Raw genomic sequence first — 24,290 nt, 5'->3', positions numbered from 1 at the left:
TGAAGTGTTAAAAATGAATTAAGATATGGTTACATAGTCCACATTCGACAGATTTGTATGCAGAGAATACTACATACAAAGGTTAAGGCGGAAGTTTTCACATCCGCCTGCAGACTGTATTAGATTTCCATTTCAAGTATGTATGAACTGAGGCTCTTTCCATGCTTGTCCAGGGACAGTGACCTTGTGACGCCACCACCAAGTGCATCGTACATGACGAAATTGAGTGCGCCTACATTTGGCAGCTCATACCTTACAACTTCGCTCTTTACGATATCCTTGAAAAAGTCCTTTACCTTTTCAGGTGTAACCTTTTCTTTGATAAGTTCAAAATCCTTCATGTCATATGCTATCAGGGAAATGTTTGATATGTTTCCCTTGTCTCCGGTCCTTGAGTGTGCGATCTCCCAAAGTTTCATCATTTCACCTCCTGATACTTAACGCATACGTCCACATCATTTCTGGAGATGAGGATTGAAGCTACGGAAACTATTTCCGCTGATGACTTTGTCGCTCCGCCGCCTCCGGCAGGACCGTTGGTATAAAGTGTCTCAACTTCCTCGCCGATTTTCTTAGCGTCAGCCAAAGTCTTTGTCCTTGCTGCAACCCTAAGCCTTACTTCATCAGGAGACTGTCCGAGAACCCTGTCCTGATTCCTGTAAAGTGAGTTAACTCCTATTATCTCTATCCTGAGTTCATCTACCGGTATCTGCCTGAGCTTCAGTCTTTCCTCGACTATCTGCCCTGCAAGGACTGCTCTGTTATAGCAGCCAGGTCCGCCGTAGCTGATTTCGCCCTCTCCAGTGAAGCAATCCCTGTATCCGATGCTTACCTTGAGTGTCTCAGTTTTCTTGCTTCCTGAAGCTCCAGTCGCCCTCACCACATCCTTGGCTGTGTTCTCAAAGGATACCTTTGAGAAATCCGCAACCACATCTGGAGTGAGGTACTTCTCAGGGTCATGAATCTCATAAATCATCTGTTCAGCGCAGGTGTCCTTTGTTACAAGGCCACCTGTTCCTTCAACCTTGGTCACTATGAATTCTCCAGCCTCATCGACCTCGATGATCGGAAATCCAAGCTCTGAAAGGTTTGGCACATCCTTCCTGCCGGGATCAGCATAGTATCCGCCAGTTACCTGGCCACCACACTCAAGCAGGTGACCGATGAGGGTTCCCTTGCCAAGAAGGTCCCATGAGTCTGTCTTCCATCCGAATTCATGCACAAGTGGTGCAAGGAACAGGGCAGGGTCAGCAACCCTTCCTGTTATTATAATATCTGCTCCGTTTGCCAGAGCCTCAACGATCCCTTCGATACCAAGATATGCATTGGCTGAGACTACTTCGCCATCGAGAGCCTTGAGTGCCTCTCCTGTTTCCCAGACTGTTGTGTCCTGGTACTTGTCCAACATTCCAAGGACATCATCTCCGCTTACGCTGGCAATCTTCATGCCTTTAAGTCCCATATCCTCAGCCATCTTTGCGACGACTCTGGCTGCTCCGTCCGGATTTGCAGCGCCCATGTTGGTGATTACCTTGACCTTGTTCTTGTAGGCAAGCGGTAGCACCTTCTCCATCCTCATCTCAAGAAGAGCATTATAGCCCTTATCCGGATTCTTCAGCTTCTCCTGCTGAGCTATGGCTATTGTCCTCTCAGCCAGGCACTCGAATCCTATATAGTCTATTTCACCCTTTTCCATGAGCACCAGGGCAGGCTCAAGCCTGTCCCCTGCATATCCTGCTCCACTTCCTATCCTTAACTTCTTCATTTCTTCCTCCGTTCGCCTATATGGCTACTACACCCATGACAACTGCTACAACAAGCATTATTATCGTAGCTGCGAATGCCCATGGTATTGTATTCTTCTGATGCTCTCCAAGGTCCACTCCTGTAAGTCCTGTCAAAAGGAATGTGGCTGCAGTGAGCGGACTTACCGGGAATCCTGTTGTCATCTGTCCAAGTATGGAAGCTCTTCCAACCATAACAGGATCTACTCCAAACTGGGATGCAGCGTTAGCGATAACCGGCATTACACCGAAGTAGTATGAATCAGGGTCAAATATGAGGCTTAGCGGCATAGCAACGATACCTGTTACAAGAGGTATGAGCTTGCCAAGTGACTGCGGTATCATGGCAACCATGAACTCTGACATTGCGGTTATCATTCCTGAATCCTTCATGATTCCTGTGAATGCACCTGCAGCGAACAGGACACTCGCCATCATCAGGGCTTCCTTCGCATGAGCATCGACCCTCGCCCTCTGGTCTGAAACCTTAGGATAGTTGACAATGAGCGCTATGCAGAATGCGAACATGAATACTACCTGAGGAGGCAGTTTTGCTGATATCATGACTGCTATTGCCGCAATGATAAGCAGTATGTTGAATATGAAAAGGTTTGGTCTAAGCATCTTTTCCTTTTCTGCATCAACTGTAACCTCATGAACTGATGCATCATCTGTCTCGAGGTTTCCAAGTCTCTTCTTCTCCTTGTTTCCAAGATAGTATGCAACGAAGAGAACGAATGCAATACCTGAGAGCATAGGTACAAGAACCGGATTGAAAAGCTTTGTTATCTCTATGTTAAGTGCTGTTGCAGCCCTTAGCGTAGGTCCGCCCCATGGAACGATGTTCATGGTTCCTGCTGCAAGTGCTGTGACTGTAGCCAGCACCGACCTCTTCATGCCAAGTGCATCGTAAAGCGGAAGCATCGCTGGAATTGTAACAAGGAAAGTTACAGCTCCTGAACCGTCTAGATGAACGATCATTGCAAGTATTGCGGTTCCGACTGTTATCTTTGCCGGATTCTTGCCTACAACCTTGAGTATCTTGTTTATGATCGGATTGAATGTTCCGGCGTCACTGAGGATACCGAAAAAGAGTATTGCGAAGATGAACATGACTCCAGTAGGAGCAATGGTCTTGATACCATTGGTGATGAACGTTCCGACCTTAAGGCCTGACCCTGCGATGAGTGCAGTAAGTGTAGGCACCGCTATGAGCGCTACAACCGGGGTTGCCTTTTTCGTCATTACCAGAACAAGAAGCAGCAGTACTGTTGCCAAACCAAGAAATGCTAACATAAGATTCCTCCTGAATAATTATTTCACTTTATGTTAAGCAATTGTCATGCCAAGTCTGTCTAAACTTTAAATCCATTGTAAATCAGGCATTCTCCATTAATTTTACAGACTGACATTTCCAGTATTTTGGAATATTTCCCTTACTTTCTCAAAAAGCATCTCCATGAAATCGTTATTTTCCAGCATATTCCAGTTTTTTGGAATAAATTCACGAAATTCCAGAAAACTGGAAACCCGGATATCCCTGAGGATGATCCGGGTACTCTACTTTATCTTGCTGTATAGGCTTGCAAGGGATATTCCAAGAATTTCAGCCACCTTTTTCTTGCCCTCCAGCGTATGTCCATGGAGGTTCAGAAGCTTCACTATCTCTTCCCTCTCGAATTTCCTCACCATTTCTGACAGGCTTTCAGCCTTGAACTTGTCTTCCATTGATGCCTGAATTCTTGCGGGGAGATTTCGTCCTGTAATTACTTCATTCTCCATCATGTTGACTGCAAATTCCATGGAATTTTTAAGCTCCCTAATGTTTCCCGGCCATCTGTATGAAGTCAGCATCTTCCTGGCATCATCGCCGAGGCTTATGTCACTCTTGAGGTCATTCTTGTGCTGAAGGAGGAACCCTTCAGCGAGCGGGATGATGTCCTCCCTCCGCTCTCTGAGCGGGGGCAGCGTCACTGGAAAGACAGACAGCCTGTAAAAGAGGTCCTCCCTGAAGGTCCCGGATGAAACCATGGATTCCAGGTCCCTGTTTGTTGCGGCTAGTACCCTCACATCGACTGAGATTTCCCTGATTCCGCCGATCCTCCTGACAGTCTTTTCCTGAAGGGTCCTTAATAGCTTCGCCTGAACCTCCGCACCTATTTCAGCGATCTCATCAAGGAATATGGTCCCGCCGTCTGCAGCCTCGAAAAGTCCCAGCTTTCCATCCTTCCTTGCTCCCGTGAATGAGCCCTCCTCATAGCCGAACAGCTCACTCTCAAGCAGGTTGCCACCGAATGATGCGCAATTCACTGCGATGAATGGGCCGCCCGCCCTGTCAGATGCGTTATGGATCGCCTGAGCTGCCATTTCCTTTCCTGTTCCGCTTTCACCAGTCAGAAGGATCGTGGTATCCTTCTTCGAAATTCTCAAAAGCAGCTTCTTTAGCTCCCTGGATTTGGGATCTGTCGCCACCATGTCATCCATGGTGTATCTTGCCCGCTGTATAGCCTTCATCCTTCCTTCAAGCTTCGCGATCTTCGACTGATACCTGTTCAGAGTTTGTGACAGGTCCAGTGCATCATCAATGGTGCTTACGATTGAAATCGCACCGACCACTTCTCCCTTTGAAAGTATCGGGGACATGTTCACAACGTAATCAATGCCATTTTCCTCACGAAGCGCTCCAACTATGGGCTTTCTGGTCTGAAGCACGTTAGGAAGCCTGGCGCCGTGCCTTACTTCCCTGAGCTTTTTTCCCACGATATCTTCTTCTTTTACGCCGGTTATCCTCGTATAGGATGCATTGACATACTTGACGTTTTCATCCTTCCCGATTATCAGTATTCCATCATATAGTGAATCGAAGACTGACCTGATCCAGGTATCAATAACCACTGATGAACCTCCCGTGCCCTATGGCTTATGCCTTAGAGCCTCTTACCTTTTCCCGAACTTCTGTTTCTCGATTTCTGTAAGTGATGCTATGAAGCTCCTTTTCACGTTAATGAAATTTTCCAGGTCGTTCACGTACTCATAGAGAGACGCCCTGTTCTCGAACTCCTCCCTTGTCTTCGGAAGCTCCATGGTTCTGAATATTTCCCTGTATTCCTCAAGCCCTGTGAAGGCAGCATCCTTGGTATTTGGCTCGCTTACCTGAGCGGCCACATAATCCGTAAGCTTTGCCGCCATTTCAGACTGTTCGTTTATGAATTTCACTCGCTGTACATACTTACCCATGTGCTTCAGCAGCTCATACTGGCTGTTTCGCATGTCCATGTATCTCATAAAATATGTTACTTCCCCGCCAGGATGGTTTGACGCCTCTATAACCGCCCTTTCCCTTCCTTCTCCAAGGGCTGCTCCAAGATTTATCAGATAGCTTTCCTCTAGTTTCATCTCAAGTGGCTTTCTCAGACAGGCTGCCATATCCTTAAGCACATTCTTAATGCCCTCTTCGATAATCGCTATGTCTTCACACAGCTTGCCTTCAACGCTTGGTATGTGCATGTTCATAATTAGCCCTACTCCGGCACCTATGACCATCTGCATGAACTCATTCAGAAGCCAGTTCGGTGCAACAGACTTTACTGAAAGTATATGTGATACAAGGACTGAGCACGGAACAATTGCGTCATGGAATTTAAATTTCACTGCTAATGGTATGAAAATCAGGAGATAAACTCCGAACGACAGAGCAGTAAAGCCCATAATCGAGAATACTACCGTCCCCGTCGCGAGTGCGAGAATCGTTGCAAGAAGCCTCTGAAGGGCAAGGTCCCTCGATTTCTTCTTCGTGCTCTGCACACTAAGTATGACAATTATTCCTGAATTTGCAGCATAGCTCAGCCCTATCAGCTGTGATATGAATACAGCTATCGCTGCACCAACTGCAGTCTTCAGGGTCCTGTAACCTATTACCTTCCTTATCTTATCCATCAGCAACACTCCAATCTTTGTAGAACCGTCTGTTATTAATATACATCGTAACAAATACCATTTCAAAGTTTTTTGAACAGTTTGATGGTTCCTTTCTCAGCTGGTGTTCATCGTTATTTCAAAGTTCTGTACTATAATTCAGTTAGGGAAATAATCCCGCTTAAAATTGGGGGGGTGTTATGATGTCTGAAATTAATTTAAGGGAAATTGAAGAGTTTCCAGTGCTTATGATAAGAAGACGTACAAGCCTTGAAGGACTGAAGGACGCAATTGGCGACGGATTCATGAAGATTGCGACATATCTCGAATATCTCGGCGAATCTCCTGGAGGCCCTCCTTATGTTGCCTACTACAACAATGAAATGGATGACCTGGACATAGAGATCGGATTCCCGGTAGTTTCTCCTCTGCCAGGGCAAGGAGCCATACATGCTTCCTTCATAAGAGCACACACTGCTGTGGAGTGCCTTCACAAAGGCCCGTATTCCAAGTTTCCCGAGGTCTATGGCGAAATGATGAGGTGGATGGAAATCCATGACCTGTCTCCTGTCGGCGCGTACTATGAGACCTACCTTAACAGTCCCGGCGATGCACCTGAGGCTGAGCTTCTTACAATGATCAGAATAGCAGTAAAGTGATCCAAAGCCGCATAGCGTGATATGATGAAAATCAGCACACTATGAGGCTTCTTTTTTTCTATTTTCATTTCTGACTTTACGGATTATTAACAATTTTGTCACATATGCTTGTTATGGTGTCAAAAGTTTGATAAAGTTAAATTTAAACATATTGTCATACGAAATATGCATATTATGGAATTTTGATAATTCCAGCCAGACTTCTGATGACAATATGACAATTGAATAAAGACCTGCAGAAATCGAATAGGAGGATACGTAGTGGATAGGATAGTAGTTCTGATCAAGCAGGTTCCCGATATGGAAGAGGTCAAGTTCGATAGAGAACGAGGAGTAATTGACAGGAATTCAGCCGGGACTGAAATTAACCCATTTGACCTGAATGCATTGGAGGCTGCAGTGCAGATCTCAGAGAAGACTGGTGCTGAAGTATTCGTCATCAGCATGGGACCGCCAAGCGCAAAGGAAGCCATAAGGGAGGCCATAGCAAGAGGCGCCTCAAACGGAGTGCTGCTAAGTGACAGGAAATTCGGTGGTGCTGATGTCAAGGCCACGGCAATGACTCTCGCCGCAGGTATCAGGAGCACCGGACCCTACAGCCTCGTACTGGCTGGAATGCAGACTGTAGACGGCGATACAGGCCAGGTAGGACCTGAGATAGCTGAGCTGCTTGGAATCCCGCATGCAGGCTATGCGGAAAGCATCGATGATGTCGATGAGTCTTCTGTTACTGTCACAACCAGGATATGGGACGGAAGATACCAGAAGAAGCTAAAGTTCCCAGTACTCGTTACAGTCACAAAGGATATCTCTTCACCAAGGCTTCCATCGCTGAAGAGCAAGATGAAGGCCAGGAAGGCAGAAATACCGGTACTTGGACTGGATGGCCTTGAAGGTTACCTGAAAGAAGAGGAAACCGGACTTAAAGGTTCTGCTACAAGGGTAAGGAAGATTGTGATTCCTGAATCTGCAGAGAGAGCAGGCTCAGTCTACAGGGAAGACATACCAATGGCAATAGATACCCTGATCGAAGTTTTGAAGGATACGAAGGTTTTGGAGGTTATGCAGGGTGATGGAATCTAAGGGAGTGCTCGTTTTTGCGGAGCAAAAAAATGGAAAGCTGCACAAGGTAAGCTTCGAGTTGCTTGGTGTAGGAAGAAAAATAGCAGAAAAATTAGGCTCAGAACTGTATGCTGCAGTGCTGGGTCCTTTTGGCATGTCATGTGCCGAACTGATTGAAAGAGGTGCGGACAAGGTTTTTGTAGTTGAGGATGAGTCTGCCTTTTCTCTTCCAGATGAATATGTGTTTGCTGAGAATCTGATAAGGCTTACCGAGGAGATAAGACCTGAGGTATTCCTTATAGGAGCCACATCCCTCGGAAGGTCAGTGGCCCCTAGGGTCGCAGCAGGCTTAAGGACAGGCCTTACAGCAGACTGCACAGACCTTGATGTAGATGAGGACGGACACCTGGTACAGATACGTCCTGCCTTCTCAGAGAACATTTTGGCTCAGATTCTTTCTGATTCAATGCCTCAGATGGCTACGGTCAGGTACAAGGAGTTCGATGAGGCTGAAAGGGTACCTGGAAGAACAGGAGAGATAATTCGACTTAAGGAGTGCGGTTCAAAGAATCCTTCTCTGGAGTTCATAAAAGAGCTTGAATCAAGCGGGTTTGACATCTCAAGTGCTGAAGTGGTTGTATCAGGCGGTTCAGGATTAAGGAGCCCCGAGGACTTTAGGATGCTTGAGGAGCTGGCTGTCCTTTTAGGTGGCTCTGTGGGATCCTCAAGGCCTATGGTGGAGGCAGGCTTTATACCAAGGGAGCATCAGGTGGGATATAGCGGCAACAGGGTCAAACCCAAGGTCTATATCGCCTGCGGAATATCAGGAGCGCCCCAGCATCTCGCCGGCATGATGGATTCTGAGGTAATAATAGCAATAAATTCAGATCCGTCAGCCCCGATATTCAATGTGGCTGACTACGGGATAGTCGGGGATATATATGAGATCATACCTCAGCTAATCGAGAGGATAAAAAAAGAAAAAGCTGCTTCCTCATCTTCAGACGCTGTTGCTTCAATATTATCCAACGGGGGGAATAACAAATGAAGAAATCAACTGAAAAGATCTACCTTTCACTGGCATTCCTATGGTTCACCACACACTTCGGAGGCGGCTTCGCTTCCGGAAGACAGGTTGTCGAGTATTTCGTAAGATATGGAAAATACGCAATAATAATGCCCGTTATTTCTCAGGCAGTAATAGCAATTGTACTCTACGCGGCCTGGATGTATGCATTCGAAAACAAAGCCTTCTATTACAGGGTCTGGACCGACAAGTTCTATAAGCCAGTCGAAAAGGTAATGTCGAATGTCTATGAGCTTCTCTATAACCTGACACTCATAACGGCAACTGCAGTTGCTTTCGCAACAGGTGGCGCTACAATGAAGTCGGTATTCGGAACAAGCTACCTGTTCAACACAGCGCTTATCGCAGCTGCTCTCCTGCTTTTGACAGTCTTCGGGGCGAAGTTCGTAAGAAGAGCTGCAAGTGTAATAGCAATTGCAATAATAGCCGGCATGTTCATAATATACATACCGAACATCATTGCAGGCTTCCCGAAAATCTCGGAGAACCTGTCAGCTCTGTCAGCTGCTCCTCAGGCTTCCGGTCTCGGACTGTTTGATGCCCTTTGGACAACCCTGAAGTATGCTGGCTTCCAGTCGGTGGTTATCGGAGCGTATATCGCACATTCAAGCGCACTTGAGGACAAGAAGGACATACTGAAAGCCTCAGTACTCGGCTTCGTGCTCAATGCTTCCATGCTCTTAATGACAGTCCTCGGACTTCTTATTTTCTTGAACGACGGAATACTCACCGAATCAGTACCTGCACTTACAGTTATCAGAAACGGTGTCGGAGCAGGATGGATGGTTCCTCTCGTTTCAGTTCTCATACTTCTTGGAGCAGTATCAACCGGCGTCAACCTCATATATGGAATTACCCAGAGGGTTGTCATACTGATGGGCAAAAATGACAACGAAGCTGCCTTCAAGGCAAAGGAAAGAAACAGGAGCATCATAGTTTCTGCAGTATATGTCATGATAACCTGGTCCATCGCGCAGTTCGGTCTGATACCGCTTATCGCCAAGGGATACGGTACCCTTGGATATATCTCGGTATTCGTCATAATCCTGCCGATCGTACTCAAGTTTTACCTTGGACGACTCTTCACCAAATCTCAGAACACAACTGAGAACGCTTAGTAGACTCATAGTCAGGAGGAACAAATGGATATTGAAATAATTGGAAGACTTAAGGAAATATGCGGTGATGACTATGTTGTCAGCGACCTCTCAAAAATCGGGAACTACCTTTATGACGAGACTGAGGAATATCTCAAGCCTGAGGCATGCACAGATGTTGTTGTAGCCAAGCCAAAGGATACGAAGGAAATCTCTGAAATCGTGAAATATGCCAACAAGGCGCTTATTCCTATAATACCAAGAGGCGGCGGCACGGGACTCAACGGCGCTGTCATCCCTGACAGACCTGGCATTATACTCTCCATGGAAAGACTCTCAAAGAACATAGAGGTAGATGACAAGAACCTCATGGTCATTGCTGACAGCGGAGTAACTCTGGCACAGCTGAACGAAGAACTCAAAAAAACCAAGGGCTTGTTCTTCCCTATCCATCCAGGAGATGAGGGAGCTCAGCTTGGCGGAATGGTTGCGGAAAACGCCGGCGGGGTCAGTGCTGTAAAGCATGGGATCATGAGAAACCATGTCAAGGGACTTGAAGTTGTCCTGCCTACAGGCGAGATAGTCACCTTAGGCGGAAAGCTCATCAAGAACAATACAGGCTACGATCTCCTCCACATGATGGTGGGAAGCGAAGGTACCCTTGGTATAATAACCAAGGTAATCCTGAAGCTGTATGCAAAGCAGAACCACACCGGGACCCTCCTTGTATCCTTTGACAGCAGGCAGGATGCCTCAGATACGGTTCCGGCAATCCTCCAGTCAGGAATAACTCCACTTGCCATAGAATATGTGGAGAAGAATGTGATTGAAGAGGCAGCAAGGCATATGGGACTCGTATGGCCAGCTAAGGAAGGAATCGTGGACCTCATGATAATCCTTGAGGAAGGCACCGAGGATGACCTGTTTGCAAAGAGTGAGGCCATCGTTGAGATAGCTGAGAAATTCAATGCAGTAGACAGCATCATTGCTGAGACCGCAAAGGACCAGAGAAACATACTCCAGATAAGGAGCAATGTATATACTGCATTCATCGAGCATGCGATAGACGGAATGGACATATCTGTTCCTCCTGCATCGGTACCTTATTTTGTCAGGGACCTTGATGAGATCGCAGCAAAATACAACACTACTCTTCCATGCGTTGGGCATATCGGAGACGGCAATATACACAACTTTGTCATGAAGGAAAACGGTGAAAAGCCATCCTGGTTCGAGGATATAAGGCTCGATATCTACAAAGCTGCCATGAAGTACGGCGGAGCAATAACAGCCGAGCACGGCACAGGCAAAACCCGTAAATCCTATATGCCACTTCAGTATACTGACAGGGAAATCGAAATAATGAAGGGTGTAAAAAGAGCATTCGATCCAAATGGAATACTCAATCCGGGAACAATAGTAGATTTATAACAACCAAAAAACGAGATGCACGTCATTAGACATGTATCTCGTTTTTCAATTAATTCAAATTTCTAATCAGGAAGCTGCCCTGTCAGGAATGCCCTGACCTTCCCTGCAGCATATCCAGGACCTCTGTCCCCCAGTCCTTCAACCATTACTGTCGTAATATATGGACTCCCTTCGTCAAGCTCAATGGCAGTAAACCAACCGTACCTTGTCCTGGCGGTTCCGGATCCTACCTCTGAAATACCTGTCTTTCCTGCTATGGCACGCCCTTCTATGAATGCGGCATTGCCTGTGCCAGTGGGATCATCAACACTCTTTCTCATAAGTTCCAGAACCCGGTTTGCAGTCTCAGCAGAAAGCACATTCCTAGTCTCCGCCTGGGGTGCATCCTTTACCAGCTTAATGCCCTTCAGATTCCCGCTGTCAGCTATGGCTGTCAACGCTCTTGGGAGCGTGAGACTATTGAAAAGAACCTGTCCCTGTCCATAACCGCTGTCTGCAAGAAGGATCTCACTGTTCATGGCTCCTAAATTTGCTGCCTGAGACTTCTGGAAATCGAAGGTGGCATCATGGTCTTCGCTTATTCCAAACCTTTGCAGGGCTTCTATGAATTCCTTCTCTCCGAGCTTAAGAGCCATCTGGGCGAAGAATATATTGTCGGAATTTATGAACGCCTTTTCCAGGTCTACTGGTGTACCCGGGTCAGTGGCTCTTTTTATAAAGTAGCTTCCCCACGAGGGTTCCTTCTGCCAGGATGTACCCTGCACCTCAGAAATAAGGCTTACAGCCTGACTTCCTGTCTCTATGGCTGAAGCTGATACAAGTGGTACAAGCGTCGCGCCTGGAGGGTATAGCTTGGTGAACCGGTTAAGGAGTGGTTTCCCTGCATCCTTCAACAGGCTGTCATAGTAAGCCTCGGTATGCCCCAGAATCATCCTGTTCGGGTCATAGGATGGAAGGCTTACGAGAGCAAGGATCTCTCCATCCTTATAATTAACGAGAGAGGCTGTGCCTTTATCTCCTGACATGGCACCATACAGCTTAAGCTGCTGGTCGATGTCAATTGTAAGCACAATGTCCTTGCCTCTGTTATTGTGGTCGTTTGAAAGGACCTCCTTGAGATTGCCATCCTTGTCCACCAGAACCTTCTGTGTCCCGGTCCTTCCTCTGAGCTCTTCCTCATAGATGATCTCCAGGCCTGACCTTCCGGCTTTCGCGGTTATTGAGTATCCAAGTGTCTTGAGAACTGCATATTCTTCACGGGTTGCAAGTCCTACAAATCCTGTCAGATGTGCTGCAGCCTCACCATATGGATATATCCTGTCCCTGGTTATCCTGTAGGTTATTCCTGAATTCGAGACAATGAGAGCCTCTACGGCTGCCTTGTCATCCATTGAAACCTTGATCATATCGACAAAAGTCTCTGGCTTGACCCAAGAGAGCCCCAGCCTGCCGGTTATGTAGCCCCTTGATACTCCGAAGGCTGAAGCCAATGCATCTATGGACTTCTCTCTGACGTTGCCAAACTGCCCAGGCACCATTCCAATCCAGATGACCTCTCTATCCTCTGCCAGCACCTTCATGTTCCTGTCAAGTATCCGTCCCCTCTCAGGTCCTACCTCCTGCTCCACGATTTTATCCGTACTCTTGAAACCCTCATACACCAGGTCCAATGAGAAGCTGACCATGAAGTTCTGATTCTCATCCTGGTCGGACTCCCTGACCAGCTTGATGTCTGTGCTGAATTTTTTTGCGCCGATTCCTGTAACGAGGTTGATATCAACAGGAACCCTAATTGTTTCTTCACCTTCAGCTTTCCTCTGCAGGTCAATGTCCTCCATCCTGTCAGTAACAGAAGCCTCCGTAACTGAAATCGCACCATAGAAGTCTTTATAAAGCTCTACATATGCTTCCTTTGTCATCTTCGATTTGCTCGATGAGTCAAGATTGTCATACATGGCACTATAATCCATTGCAGCAAAAGCTGCCTTGTATGAGTTATAGGTTCCGAGAGGATCATGCTTTTCTTCGTCGCATGAAGTAGCTGCGATCAAAAATAATATGATGAATAAAAAGAATAATAGCTTCTTCATTGGTTTTCACTTCCTTTCAAGAACGGACAATGACCAAAAAAGATGAAGCACTTCAATTGAAATGTACTTTGGCTGCTCTTTTCAATTCTGGCCTTCTTGTCATATCTTAAGAAGAGGTATAAGCCATATTTCATTGGCTTTACCTAAAACAGCGGATTTTCTCACTCCCTTGGCCATGCATAGGCCATTGAAAATAATACTGATATTGCGATTGCGAAGTAATAAATCCATGGCTTCCTCGACCTTCGCATAAGGAAGATGAATATGCCAACTATTGCACTGGCAGCAAGTATGGACAGAAGCGGCTTCAGATAAAGACCAAGTATAGCTGCAACCATCAGCATGGTTAAAGGAGCTACAATAAGTATTGCCTTAAGAAGCTGCGGAGCATCAGTCCGAAGTAGAGCAAAGTACATAAAAAGAAGAAATAAGGAATATGAGATACGAATGGCTTCAGCAGGCGTGTTCCCAATGTTATCAGAAAAAAATACCGTTTCAACGAACATGTAGATTGCAAAATACCCCATATAGGTTGCTGCAAGCACAAATATCCCGCCAGCTCCTATTGCTGCCATCTTGAGCAAGATTGAAAGGACATTCTCCTTCTTCATTTCTCCAATCCTCCATGCATCATAGTCTGTTAAGCAGCTGCACTGCCAGCTGCCAATCTGCGACTCTTCACTTATTAACTAAAGTATATCATATAGTAATCCATTAGATGACCCATATCCAATATTTTGTCGCAATAATCTGATAATTTCATAGGTGTTAGTGTCTGGATTCTACTGAAATCTAACTGATGTATGAATTTACTTTATTGGTTACGCACATTCCGTGACGCGAAGCTTACCCCTATGATTATTCCCGCAATTGCGCCCATTGGGCCGCCGACCATTGCACCAATGATACCAGTAGCCTCATAGCCTCTGTTTCCTGCGAACTCAAAGTCCATCATGAAGTTTCCTCCAATGAACGATCCTACTATAAGCCCAACGATAAGTCCGACTATAAGAAAAAAGACACTCCCGACTATGCCATAAAGTATTTTCCTAATCACAAAATCAGCTCCTCATATTATGAATTTGTGCTGCAAAGCTGTCCTAGCAGTTTGCAGCATTCAGTTGCCAGTTTCTTATTTCTTCAGGTCCGGAAAGTAACTATGAAAATCCATTTTCAGGTAACCAGCCAAATCCTTCATTTCCACGATTGTCCTCTCATTTACAGGGATACCATCTGCTAAGCGTCTCGTGTAGGCTTCAGCTTCCTTCTCACCATGGGTATAAATCCTGTTTTTGCCATCAGCTTTCGGTGAATGCCTTAATTCATCCAGGAAGGTCTCAAGATTCTTCTGTATTGCTGAAGGGTCTCCAAAAATCTTAGGATCTATAGCTGCGAAAAAGTGGCATACTCCTGATTTGCCTTCCTCAGATTCCACATGGTTTGATGTGTTGCCTCCTGACATTATGGAACATAGTATCTCTACAACCATGGAGAAGCCATACCCCTTGTGCCCTCCATGTTCCTCGGTACCTCCGCCCAATGGATGCAGTCCCGCCACTCCAGCGTAGATCCCTTTAAGAAGCTCTGCCGGGTTTAGCTCATCATGACCCTCAGAATTTATTCCCCAGCCCACAGGAAGTGCTTTCCCGAGCTTGCTGGCTACCTCAGCCTTTCCTACCGTGACTACTGAAGTTGATGCATCAAAATGGAATGGCTGTGGAGCAGCCGGGAAGCTGAATGCGAATGGATTTGTCCCGAGCATGGGAGCCCTGCCAAAGGTCGGTACGACAGCAGCCAATGAATTCGTCATTGATATCCCCAAAAACCCTTCATTGCATGCCATAAGCGAGTAGTATCCGGCAATGCCGTAATGATTGGAATTCCGTACCGTTACAAGTCCGATACCTGATGATTTTGCCAGAGAAATTGCCTTCTTCATGGCAAATTCCGAAACCAGCTGGCCCATGCCGCTCATCCCGTCTACGACTGCTGATACCGGTGTTTCAGACACTATCCGCGGCTTCGCATTAATATCGATATATCCCGCCCTAATCTGATCATGATACATGACAATCCTGTTTGTACCGTGGGAATCAATTCCATACAAATCAGCAAGCAGCAGTACATCAGTGATTACCGCACTGTCCTGTTCTGAAAATCCGAACCTGTGAAATGCAGCTTCGCAAAATACCTTAAGTTCATCATAAGTAAAAAAGTGAGTGCTCATATAGTTCTCCATTCTCGTTTCTTAATAATCCATATTCTTATTCTATCAGCTTTGACCGTTGATTGTAGCTGATTTCTAATTTCGAAGTGTTTTTGGATGATTGGAATTCAGTCGCACTCAGTTGTTAGAATCAGTCCGAAATTGTATTTATAGCCTTGATTCCGGCATAGAGATGTTCCTCAGAGGCAACCAACATGAGTAGTGTCCATGCTGGAACGTATGTGGCTACAACCACGATTTCCCTCCATAGCAGAAACACCTTGAAGTCTGGGTGGTAAAGCGCAAGAGCTACAAACAGGTCGCTGAAGAACATCATGCACCCAGCAATTGCGAGCAGCCATGCCACACGTTTTGAGAAATAGCCTCTGAACAATGTGGATACCATTGTCATGCCGAAGATGCAGAGTATTATCCCCAATACAATACCTGCGGGATACATGACACCTTCTGCATACTGCTGAAGTGACAAGAACAAGACTGTGAATATTACTGCAAAGGGTGCTATGGTTATCAGTTCAGCTTTACCGATTTTGAAGTTCTTTCTGAAAGTTATAATCAGACACAGGTATGCTCCAATGAATCCAATCATTCCAAATAATTGGCTATTAGAAACTGCCTTATCAAAAGTATACACAAAGACGAAAAAGTAGTCAGAAATTACAGTGAATGCAAAAGCCAGTGCAATAAGCTTCTGTTCCATGTATCTCTTCTTTATGGCAACTACAGTAATGAACATACTGACTCTGACAGCAAATGTGACATATAATGCGGGATTATCATCCCGATAAATGGTATCCATGAAAATTATGACGAGTGTCAGAAATAGATAGACAGCAAGAATAATTCTTTGGGTATTTCTCATTACAGACATCCCCTTTAATATATATTGAATGACTAGAAAAAACAGATATAGGAATGTAACATCATGAGTTCAGAATTGAACATATTCTTCAATATTACTTATATTATACTACGCTTACACACCATCTTTACCAATTGTATCAATTTTCTGTTTATTGTTACTTCCGGTATAGCGAGTCCTCCTAGTCAGGTGCTTTCAGAAATTCAAACATGCATCACTTTGAAATTTCACAGAATCACATTGCTATATTAGCAGATAATGCATCTTTTCTCACAACATTCCCTACTATTATCCAATTCTCCTGGTTTATTTTTCGACACGTCATTTCGATACGTATAAACAATTAATTTGAATTTACAGATAGTTGACAGTTAGTTTATGGAAGCGCAACATTATTGGCACCATTTTTCAATAACGGTGTGTTCTAATATACTCAGATAGTAGCTTTAAGCTACTATCTGATGCTCCAATGATTCATATTGAATTATTTTTCTATCAGGAAACTCTATCTTCCTGAAGTTCCTCAATTGTTGCTTAATGTAGTTTCGTTATAGAAGCGTCTGATCTATCCGAAACTTTATATTAAGCCCCTTTGGTCGCTTCAGTCTGTAGTTAATTCGAAAAAGCACTTTCTAAGGAGATGATCCAGTATGAAATGTCTGATCATTTACTACTCCCTTACGAATTCAACATCTCAAGTTGCAAAAAGCATTTCAATAGGATTGAACCAGGCTGGTGTCGAAACCACCCTGTGTAATATCAAGGATGATTCTCCTCCGAATTTGGATAGTTATGACCTGTTAGGTATCGGCACTCCTGTTTATGTATACCAAATACCAATCAATGTACTGGAATGCATTGAAAGTCTATCCAAAGTAAAAAAGATCAGGTCGTTTGCATTTCTAACATATGGTACATATGCCTGGAACGCAGGCGAATTCCTGAAAAATACAATGCTGAAGAGTGGCTTTGACATTCAGGGCTGGTTTTACTGCCATGGTGCAGATTATTTTCTAGGCTATATCAGTCGAGGATGTTTTGCATCACCTGGCCATCCGAATGCTGATGACCTGGCAAAGGCTCAGAAATTCGGATACGATATGGGTTCTGGGAATGCTGACAGACTTTGGCCGGAGTCACATATTTCTCCCCCATTGATTTATCGGTTTGAGCAAATGATGCTAAGTCGAAGCCTTGTCCAAAGATATCATCAAAAGCAATTCAAGCTCGACAAGGAGAAATGCATAAGGTGTGATATCTGCGTCAAGGGTTGCCCTGTACATAACCTAAATCATGATAATGAAGGCTATCCCAGCTGGGATAGTAAATGCATAATGTGTCTCTCTTGTGAAATGCATTGTCCTAGGGAGGCAATTAAATCTCCAATGAGTACCGCAATGATGAATCCTATCATGAATTATAACGTAAAGAAAATCATGAGAGACCCTAAAATTGAGAAATCTAAGGTAAGGCTCCATAATGGGAAAATTGAAATCTATTGACTTGGTAATTTCCCTTCTGCCCCAATCTCACATGCACATTCAGATATAACTAATATAGTGTTCAAATTAACATTAGATTAATAACAAGACTATTTAAAATGCACACTGCCCCTTGTAGAATTTTACATGAGGGAGTGTGCATTTTGAAATATTAAACTTCGGAACTGCACTTTTCGGAATAATCCTTGACTAGCTTTTAATTTGTGTAGAACGACCTCATTGATATGTGCGAATACAACCCTTATTTAGATACATTAATTCAATTCATTACTCTGTTCCAAATGGGTATGAGAAGGATTTAGTTTCCTTGCTTAGCCTTGAGGCCAGATAGTCATTCAGGTAGCTGTCACGACAATATACATAGCAGCCTTTCATTCCACGTGACAGTAAGACTCGATATATGTTCTTGATCAGTCTTGTCAGTTCAGCAGGATTTTCTTTCAACCCCTTCTTTCCAGTGGAATCCTTATAGTCGTTGTAGCTTCCATAAATCTCATTTGTCATCGGATTGAATCTCAAGTCATTTCCGATAATTATTCCAACGTAATCGAACTCTAGTCCCTGGGATGTGTGGATGCATCCTATCTGGTCCTGCTTATCGTCATCAGATGCCCATGTATACTGACTGCTCCTGCTATTCCATGGCATTCTGAATCCGTGTTCCTCGATGGTTACATCTTCAATCTCTGAGTTTGGATTGCCATCCTTTGCACTTGTCCATTCCCATGCATACCCTGCCAGGATTCTCGATTTGAATCCTAAAGAGTTCTTTTGCTTGATTTTACTCACGAGGTCATGTGGATTGTCTACAAGCTCAAATTCAAATGTACCTTCGTCCCAACCATCAAAATTACCTGTTTCTCTGATTCCAAGTGTGTGATCAATCCAGTTCATGAAGCCATCCGCACCTGCACATCTGAATTGAGCTTCAAGCTCAACATATACAACTTCAGAATCCCTAGCCAGCGCAACCTCTCGTATCCTTTCAACTGTACCTTCGTCATCTGGGCGTATCCTCTGATGATCGTCAATGAAGAATACATTTACCCTTGAAGCTTTGATAACATCATCAACCTGGCTAATGCCTTTATACATGTAAGTTCCTTTTTTCTTTAACCTGTGAGCCTCATCGACAATCATCGCATCGAATTCGTCATCAAGTGCATTCCAAAAGGAGCCAGAACCTGAGAACAATGCTGCAATCCTCTTCTTGGAGTATTTTCTGCTTCCTGAAAGCATGCTGATTATAGTCTCCTTGAAAGATGCGTTCGGTGCTATGAATTTAGGATTCAATCCATGTTTCAGAAGTTCAACCAATGCATTCATTGCAACCACAGATTTCCCTGTACCAGGTCCACCATTGACGATTATGGTTGTTTTACACTGTGAGTCCAGAGCATATTCCATAATATTTGAGAAAGCTACCTTTTGTTCATCAAGCAGAGTATAGACTTCATTTCCATCAAACATTTCTGCAATGTATTCAACAAATTTTCTGGATGGCCTGATCTTGCCATTTTCAATCTGATAAAGTATGTGCTTTCCATTCCCCATCCCCACGTATTTCTTAATAAAGGCTTCAAGCCTATTGATATCCTGTGAGAAGAATACTGGAGAATCCATAATGATTTCAGAATACTGTGGAAGTGTCAGTGGTTCGGGATGATTTGAGATATAGTTATGCAGATACGCGCAAGAGTAAGGTTGAATATTCTTCGTGTATACCGCTTCATTCATGTCTGTCAGGAATTTTTTATATGAATAAGCCTGGTATGACGGATGTGAAACCTCACGAACACCTCCACCGACATATGCTGAGACCAGGTCTTCCTTCTTAGTAGCTGCAGCCTTTTCCCATTGTTTAAGCTCGACAATTACAAAATTTGCATTCCCCTCTCCATCATGTCCAGAAACAATGAAATCTATCCTTTTACTGGTTGAGGGTATGTTATATTCAATCAGAACACCGCAGTCTCCGGGAACATTTGATTTCCTTAGTGCTGTCTCCATGAATTTAAGAGAGTTGTTCCACGATTTCCTCTCGTTGTCATTTACCTTTCGGCCATACTTCTCAGTGTATTCCTTCACTATGTCAGGAACTATCCGATTGTTGTCAACAGCATTCCTGAATCCCTCAACATCGTTCTTGTATATTATCATCAGATCACCTTAACTCCGTGTATTTTTTACTATTGCCGTAAGCCTTTTCCACTTCGTACTTTTCCGAATTCTTTCTTAGCTTATCCATGACAATCTTATCAATATCAAGACCCAGTCTATCGGACATTAGTATGCTGTATATTATGACATCCGCAAGCTCTTCCTTCACTTTGTCCAGTTTGTCCTCTACGTCAGTATCCTGTCCTGACCATTGGAATACTTCCAGGAGCTCAGCAGCTTCTATTGAGATTGAAATTGCAAGATCCTTCGGATTATGGAATTGTCTCCAGTTCCTTTCATCACGGAATTTAACAACGGCTTTCAAAGTTTCGCTATCCATCATAACCCCCATGCCTAAATGCAATTTTATATTAGAATATCTATTTATCATCCAATTTAGTTACCTTAATTATATCACACTGGCCATTTATATAATCAATTCTAGAATTCCGCTGTTAATCGCTTGCATTGTGCGTACTCCAGGATAATTCGGATCGATACGTTCCTTGGGTTTTCATTTCCCAAATTATTGAAATCATGCCGAAAAATTAATGCCAGGTAATCAAATTGATTTTAAGTCACTTCAAGAGGTCTCAACCACTTACACTATTATGGATAAATAAACATTTCTGCCTGTGTAAATTAAAATATATATTCTTATCTATCACTCCATCTACAAACCATCCTTTGAATGAAAATCTAATTCTATGAGACAAGTTTATAATCTGCCTGCACGAAATTTGTGATGAACCCAGAAAGATAATGCATATTTATAAAAAATATTTACATGAATCCGCTTTCTAGTCTACAATGTTTTTAAGTGTATACTGCACTTATTCTAATCATGATTATCTTATCACATTAACGAACTTAGGATAATTATGCAAAGCGAGGAGTTATTATGCCAAAGAGAACTGACATCAACAAGATTCTGATCATTGGGTCCGGACCTATCGTCATAGGTCAGGGCTGTGAGTTTGACTATTCAGGCACCCAGGCCTGTAAAGCACTGCGTAGATTAGGTTACAAGATAGTATTGGTAAATTCAAATCCTGCTACCATAATGACCGATCCCGGCATCGCTGACTCTACTTATATTGAGCCGCTGAATGTCAAAAGTCTTAAAAAAATCATTGCAAAAGAAATGCCTGATGCTGTTCTTCCAAATCTCGGAGGCCAGATGGCCCTTAATCTTTGTTCTGAGCTTTCAAAGCTCGGGGTACTGGAGAAATACGGTGTCAAGGTGATTGGAGTTCAGATCGATGCCATCGAAAGAGGCGAAGATCGCATCGAATTCAAAAATACCATGGCAAAGCTGGGTATAGACATGCCAAGAAGCATGGCTTCCTACAGTGTGGAGGAGGCAGAAAGGATCGCTGATGAACTTGGATATCCTGTAGTGATCCGTCCGGCTTACACCATGGGTGGTACAGGCGGCGGTCTTGTGTATAACATCGACGAACTGAGGGTAATAGCGGCACGTGGCATAGCTGCCAGCATGGTGGGTCAGATTCTGGTAGAAGAATCAGTTCTCGGCTGGGAAGAACTTGAGCTGGAGGTCGTAAGGGACAGCAAGAATCAGATGATTACTGTATGTTTCATCGAAAATATCGATGCAGTCGGCGTACACACAGGAGATTCCATATGCTCTGCCCCGATGCTTACAATAAGCGATGAGCTTCAGAAGCGTCTTCAGAAATATTCCTACGATGTGGTTGAAGCTATTGATGTCATAGGCGGAACCAATGTCCAGTTTGCACATGACCCTAAAACCGGACGGGTAGTAATCATTGAAATCAATCCCCGTACCTCACGCTCCTCAGCTCTGGCATCCAAGGCGACTGGATTTCCAATAGCCTATGTATCCTGTTTGCTCGCAGCCGGACTCACCCTTGATGAAATACCCTACTGGCGGGACGGGACTCTTGAAAAATACACCCCTTCAGGCGACTATGTGGTAATCAAGTTCCCCAGATGGGCTTTTGAGAAGTTCCCTGGTTCCATTGACAAGCTCGGAACCCAGATGCGTGCTGTCGGTGAAGTCATGAGTATCGGTAAAAACTATAAGGAAGCGATGCAAAAAGCTATCAGGTCTCTTGAGATTGGTAGATATGGGCTTGGCTTTGCAAAGGACTTTAACGAGAAAACACTTGATGAGCTGCTCGTTTTGCTGGCAGAACCTAGCAGCGAACGCCAATTTATCCTATATGAGGCGCTTAGGAAAGGTGCGGACGTAGACAGTCTTTATTCCCTGACCTATATTAAGCCATATTTCCTTGAGCAGATGAAAGAGCTTGTTCAGTTTGAAGAAGAGCTGCTCAAGCACCGTGGAGCGGACCTTCCTGATGAGCTGCTTATCAAAGCCAAGAAGGACGGCTTTGCAGACCGATATCTTTCAAAGCTTCTGGGAATAAGTGAATACGAAATCCGTGAAAAGAGGACAAAGATTGGTGCTGTTGAAGGATGGGAAGCGGTTCCTGTAAGCGGTGTTGAAAACGCGTCATACTACTTCTCTACCTATAACGCTCCTGACACCACTCCTGTAAGCACCCAGAAGAAGGTCATGATACTTGGAGGAGGCCCTAACAGGATAGGACAGGGCATAGAATTTGACTATTGCTGTGTTCATGCTGCCTATACCCTGAAGGACTTGGGTTACGAAACAGTCATGGTCAACTGTAACCCGGAAACAGTCTCAACAGACTATGATACCTCTGACAAGCTGTACTTCGAACCACTTACGGTCGAGGATGTCCTTAGCATATATGAAAAGGAAAAACCTGAAGGGATAATTGTTTCCTTCGGTGGTCAGACTCCTCTCAATATAGCAGGTGAACTGGAGAAGGCTGGGGTTAAAATCCTCGGTACCTCCCAAGAGACCATAGACCTTGCGGAAGACAGGGACCTGTTCAGGAACATCATGGAAAAGCTGGATATACCGATGCCTGAATCAGGTATGGCAGTAAATGTGGAGGAAGCAATCGAAATCGCACATCGTATTGGTTATCCATTGATGGTCAGACCGTCCTATGTTCTTGGAGGCCGCGGAATGAAGGTTGTCCATGACGATGAGATGCTCAGACAATACATGGTGTCTGCAGTTGGTGTCACGAAGGATCGTCCGATTCTGGTTGACCGTTTCCTTAAGGATGCTACAGAAGCTGAAGCTGATGCAATCGCAGATGGTAAGGACGCATTCGTACCGACAGTCATGGAACACATAGAATATGCAGGGATACATTCCGGCGACTCAGCTTGTGTCATCCCGCCCATAAGCATTCGGGAAGAGCACTTGAAGACAATCGTTGAATATACCAAGAAGATTGCGAAGGAGATGAAGGTCGTAGGTCTGATGAACATGCAGTATGCCATCGAAGGCGACACGGTTTACGTTCTGGAAGCAAACCCAAGAGGCTCAAGGACCGTGCCATTGGTTTCTAAGGTCTGCAACATCCCCATGGCCAGCATTGCCACGGAGATCATCATGGCTGTATATTCCGGTGAAAATTGTGACATGAGCCTATTGGTAAACAAGAATATCCCTCATTATGGTGTGAAGGAAGCTGTATTGCCCTTTAACATGTTCCCGGAGGTACATCCGGTTCTGGGGCCAGAAATGCGGTCTACAGGAGAAGTGCTGGGTATGGCAGATTCTTTTGAACTTGCCTATGTCAAGGCACAGGAATCAACTTCCTTTCCGCTTCCAACATCTGGAACTGTTCTGATCAGTGTAAATGACAACGATAAGCAGGAAGTCTTGAAGGCTGCCAAGGTGTTCATGGAAATCGGCTTCAAGATCAGAGCTACAAAAGGCACCTGCGCTTTCCTGCAGAATAACGGGGTGAACTGCGAAGAAATCAAAAAATTGCATGAGGGTCGTCCTAATATTTCTGATAGCATCTACAACAATGAAATCAAGCTGATAATAAACACTCCAAGCTCCAGAATTAGTGAATTCGACGACATTTCCATCTGCATGCTGGCCGTCAGACACAAGGTCCCCTATATTACAACTATGACAGCTGCTTTTGCCAGCGCTAAAGGAATAAAGGCATACATTGAGAACAATATGCCATTGTCGATGATACGGTCCCTGCAGGAATACCACGCGAACATAAAATAGCTCAATAGTGTTTCTACTAAAATGCTCCCCATATGGTACACAGTAAAAAACTGTTTATCATATGGGGAGCATTATTCATGGGAAAATAAACTATAGAATAACCGGAAATTGCACATCCACACTTTTATCACATTGAAATTCAGTGACGTGAATACGAAAGACCAATACGGCTGCTATTAATAATCCGTGATGGATCCCCTGTCATTAATCTACTGTTGTTTGATATGGAATAGTTTGACTTCATTTTCTAACTCAAGACTGATGCAGCTAGCTTTTTATGCTTCTTGCGGG

19 protein-coding genes are annotated in these 24,290 nt (G+C 44.4%); 7 read left to right on the top strand and 12 right to left on the bottom strand.

Annotated elements, in window-relative coordinates:
• Positions 1-119 precede the first annotated feature (119 nt).
• From J2Z34_RS09745 to J2Z34_RS09725, 5 genes are all read right to left on the bottom strand, one after another.
• Complete coding sequence (locus tag J2Z34_RS09745; protein WP_342453146.1) at positions 120-422, bottom strand: AtuA-related protein; 303 nt, start codon at positions 420-422, stop codon at positions 120-122.
• Complete coding sequence (locus J2Z34_RS09740; protein WP_209459673.1) at positions 419-1,765, bottom strand: acyclic terpene utilization AtuA family protein; 1,347 nt, start codon at positions 1,763-1,765, stop codon at positions 419-421. Before J2Z34_RS09740 ends, J2Z34_RS09745 begins: the two co-directional genes overlap by 4 nt.
• Positions 1,766-1,781: 16 nt before the next feature.
• On the bottom strand, positions 1,782-3,080 hold the full coding sequence (locus J2Z34_RS09735; protein ID WP_209459672.1) for a CitMHS family transporter: 1,299 nt from the start codon (positions 3,078-3,080) through the stop codon (positions 1,782-1,784).
• 264 nt (positions 3,081-3,344) lie between these two features.
• Entirely contained in the window at positions 3,345-4,679 is a 1,335-nt protein-coding gene (locus tag J2Z34_RS09730; protein WP_209459671.1) for a sigma-54 interaction domain-containing protein, read from the bottom strand.
• Between the two features lie 42 nt (positions 4,680-4,721).
• Positions 4,722-5,720: an aromatic acid exporter family protein gene (locus J2Z34_RS09725; RefSeq protein ID WP_209459670.1), complete on the bottom strand. Its 999-nt coding sequence runs from the start codon at positions 5,718-5,720 to the stop codon at positions 4,722-4,724.
• A gap of 182 nt (positions 5,721-5,902) precedes the next feature.
• On the opposite strand from J2Z34_RS09725, the gene J2Z34_RS09720 reads away from it, so the two are divergent.
• From J2Z34_RS09720 to J2Z34_RS09700, 5 genes are all read left to right on the top strand, one after another.
• Positions 5,903-6,358 carry a GyrI-like domain-containing protein gene (locus J2Z34_RS09720; RefSeq protein ID WP_209459669.1) on the top strand — a complete coding sequence of 152 codons (456 nt, stop codon included), beginning with the start codon at positions 5,903-5,905 and terminating at the stop codon, positions 6,356-6,358.
• A gap of 261 nt (positions 6,359-6,619) precedes the next feature.
• Positions 6,620-7,441, top strand: a complete 822-nt coding sequence (locus J2Z34_RS09715) for an electron transfer flavoprotein subunit beta/FixA family protein (RefSeq protein WP_342453145.1) — start codon at positions 6,620-6,622, stop codon at positions 7,439-7,441.
• A complete protein-coding gene (locus J2Z34_RS09710; RefSeq protein WP_209459700.1) occupies positions 7,431-8,468 on the top strand; it encodes an electron transfer flavoprotein subunit alpha/FixB family protein in 1,038 nt (345 codons plus the stop codon). Before J2Z34_RS09715 ends, J2Z34_RS09710 begins: the two co-directional genes overlap by 11 nt.
• Positions 8,465-9,625, top strand: coding sequence for a YkvI family membrane protein (locus J2Z34_RS09705; RefSeq protein ID WP_209459668.1), 1,161 nt, complete (start codon positions 8,465-8,467; stop codon positions 9,623-9,625). The genes J2Z34_RS09710 and J2Z34_RS09705 overlap by 4 nt, the downstream gene beginning before the upstream one ends.
• 24 nt (positions 9,626-9,649) lie before the next feature.
• Positions 9,650-11,035, top strand: coding sequence for an FAD-binding oxidoreductase (locus J2Z34_RS09700; RefSeq protein WP_209459667.1), 1,386 nt, complete (start codon positions 9,650-9,652; stop codon positions 11,033-11,035).
• Positions 11,036-11,097: 62 nt separating this feature from the next.
• Here J2Z34_RS09700 and J2Z34_RS09695 read toward each other — a convergent pair whose 3' ends face one another.
• From J2Z34_RS09695 to J2Z34_RS09675, 5 genes are all read right to left on the bottom strand, one after another.
• A complete protein-coding gene (locus J2Z34_RS09695; protein ID WP_209459666.1) occupies positions 11,098-13,125 on the bottom strand; it encodes a penicillin-binding transpeptidase domain-containing protein in 2,028 nt (675 codons plus the stop codon).
• A gap of 161 nt (positions 13,126-13,286) precedes the next feature.
• Positions 13,287-13,736: a hypothetical protein gene (locus tag J2Z34_RS09690; protein ID WP_209459665.1), complete on the bottom strand. Its 450-nt coding sequence runs from the start codon at positions 13,734-13,736 to the stop codon at positions 13,287-13,289.
• A gap of 203 nt (positions 13,737-13,939) precedes the next feature.
• Positions 13,940-14,182 carry a hypothetical protein gene (locus J2Z34_RS09685; RefSeq protein WP_209459664.1) on the bottom strand — a complete coding sequence of 81 codons (243 nt, stop codon included), beginning with the start codon at positions 14,180-14,182 and terminating at the stop codon, positions 13,940-13,942.
• A gap of 75 nt (positions 14,183-14,257) precedes the next feature.
• Positions 14,258-15,352, bottom strand: a complete 1,095-nt coding sequence (locus J2Z34_RS09680; protein ID WP_209459663.1) for an Ldh family oxidoreductase — start codon at positions 15,350-15,352, stop codon at positions 14,258-14,260.
• A 130-nt stretch (positions 15,353-15,482) separates the two neighbouring features.
• Positions 15,483-16,214 carry a lysoplasmalogenase family protein gene (locus J2Z34_RS09675; RefSeq protein ID WP_209459662.1) on the bottom strand — a complete coding sequence of 244 codons (732 nt, stop codon included), beginning with the start codon at positions 16,212-16,214 and terminating at the stop codon, positions 15,483-15,485.
• A 650-nt stretch (positions 16,215-16,864) separates the two neighbouring features.
• Between J2Z34_RS09675 and J2Z34_RS09670 the strand changes: the two genes are divergently transcribed.
• Entirely contained in the window at positions 16,865-17,716 is an 852-nt protein-coding gene (locus J2Z34_RS09670; protein ID WP_209459661.1) for an EFR1 family ferrodoxin, read from the top strand.
• 267 nt (positions 17,717-17,983) lie between these two features.
• On the opposite strand, the gene J2Z34_RS09665 is transcribed toward J2Z34_RS09670, so the two are convergent.
• Positions 17,984-19,876 (bottom strand): DUF2075 domain-containing protein, encoded by a 1,893-nt coding sequence (locus J2Z34_RS09665; RefSeq protein WP_209459660.1) that lies wholly within the window; start codon positions 19,874-19,876, stop codon positions 17,984-17,986.
• Positions 19,877-19,880: 4 nt separating this feature from the next.
• Positions 19,881-20,216 carry a nucleotide pyrophosphohydrolase gene (locus J2Z34_RS09660; protein WP_209459659.1) on the bottom strand — a complete coding sequence of 112 codons (336 nt, stop codon included), beginning with the start codon at positions 20,214-20,216 and terminating at the stop codon, positions 19,881-19,883.
• Between the two features lie 561 nt (positions 20,217-20,777).
• On the opposite strand from J2Z34_RS09660, the gene carB reads away from it, so the two are divergent.
• Positions 20,778-23,999 carry a carbamoyl-phosphate synthase large subunit gene (gene carB, locus J2Z34_RS09655; protein ID WP_209459658.1) on the top strand — a complete coding sequence of 1,074 codons (3,222 nt, stop codon included), beginning with the start codon at positions 20,778-20,780 and terminating at the stop codon, positions 23,997-23,999.
• Positions 24,000-24,290 lie beyond the last annotated feature (291 nt).

It is taken from the genome of Youngiibacter multivorans (assembly GCF_017873395.1).
In the GTDB taxonomy this organism is placed as follows: domain Bacteria; phylum Bacillota; class Clostridia; order Clostridiales; family Clostridiaceae; genus Youngiibacter; species Youngiibacter multivorans.
This window is presented reverse-complemented; position numbering and strand designations above follow the sequence as displayed.

What these genes read in the sequence shown, in the direction of transcription:
- J2Z34_RS09680 (WP_209459663.1), bottom strand. Translation starts at nt 15,352, where the DNA reads ATGAGCACTCACTTTTTTACTTATGATGAACTTAAGGTATTTTGCGAA.
- J2Z34_RS09675 (WP_209459662.1), bottom strand. Translation starts at nt 16,214, where the DNA reads ATGAGAAATACCCAAAGAATTATTCTTGCTGTCTATCTATTTCTGACA.
- J2Z34_RS09690 (WP_209459665.1), bottom strand. Translation starts at nt 13,736, where the DNA reads ATGAAGAAGGAGAATGTCCTTTCAATCTTGCTCAAGATGGCAGCAATA.
- J2Z34_RS09670 (WP_209459661.1), top strand. Translation starts at nt 16,865, where the DNA reads ATGAAATGTCTGATCATTTACTACTCCCTTACGAATTCAACATCTCAA.
- J2Z34_RS09720 (WP_209459669.1), top strand. Translation starts at nt 5,903, where the DNA reads ATGTCTGAAATTAATTTAAGGGAAATTGAAGAGTTTCCAGTGCTTATG.
- J2Z34_RS09660 (WP_209459659.1), bottom strand. Translation starts at nt 20,216, where the DNA reads ATGGATAGCGAAACTTTGAAAGCCGTTGTTAAATTCCGTGATGAAAGG.
- J2Z34_RS09665 (WP_209459660.1), bottom strand. Translation starts at nt 19,876, where the DNA reads ATGATAATATACAAGAACGATGTTGAGGGATTCAGGAATGCTGTTGAC.
- J2Z34_RS09745 (WP_342453146.1), bottom strand. Translation starts at nt 422, where the DNA reads ATGATGAAACTTTGGGAGATCGCACACTCAAGGACCGGAGACAAGGGA.
- J2Z34_RS09725 (WP_209459670.1), bottom strand. Translation starts at nt 5,720, where the DNA reads ATGGATAAGATAAGGAAGGTAATAGGTTACAGGACCCTGAAGACTGCA.
- J2Z34_RS09695 (WP_209459666.1), bottom strand. Translation starts at nt 13,125, where the DNA reads ATGAAGAAGCTATTATTCTTTTTATTCATCATATTATTTTTGATCGCA.
- J2Z34_RS09700 (WP_209459667.1), top strand. Translation starts at nt 9,650, where the DNA reads ATGGATATTGAAATAATTGGAAGACTTAAGGAAATATGCGGTGATGAC.
- J2Z34_RS09710 (WP_209459700.1), top strand. Translation starts at nt 7,431, where the DNA reads ATGGAATCTAAGGGAGTGCTCGTTTTTGCGGAGCAAAAAAATGGAAAG.
- J2Z34_RS09705 (WP_209459668.1), top strand. Translation starts at nt 8,465, where the DNA reads ATGAAGAAATCAACTGAAAAGATCTACCTTTCACTGGCATTCCTATGG.
- J2Z34_RS09735 (WP_209459672.1), bottom strand. Translation starts at nt 3,080, where the DNA reads ATGTTAGCATTTCTTGGTTTGGCAACAGTACTGCTGCTTCTTGTTCTG.
- J2Z34_RS09740 (WP_209459673.1), bottom strand. Translation starts at nt 1,765, where the DNA reads ATGAAGAAGTTAAGGATAGGAAGTGGAGCAGGATATGCAGGGGACAGG.
- carB (WP_209459658.1), top strand. Translation starts at nt 20,778, where the DNA reads ATGCCAAAGAGAACTGACATCAACAAGATTCTGATCATTGGGTCCGGA.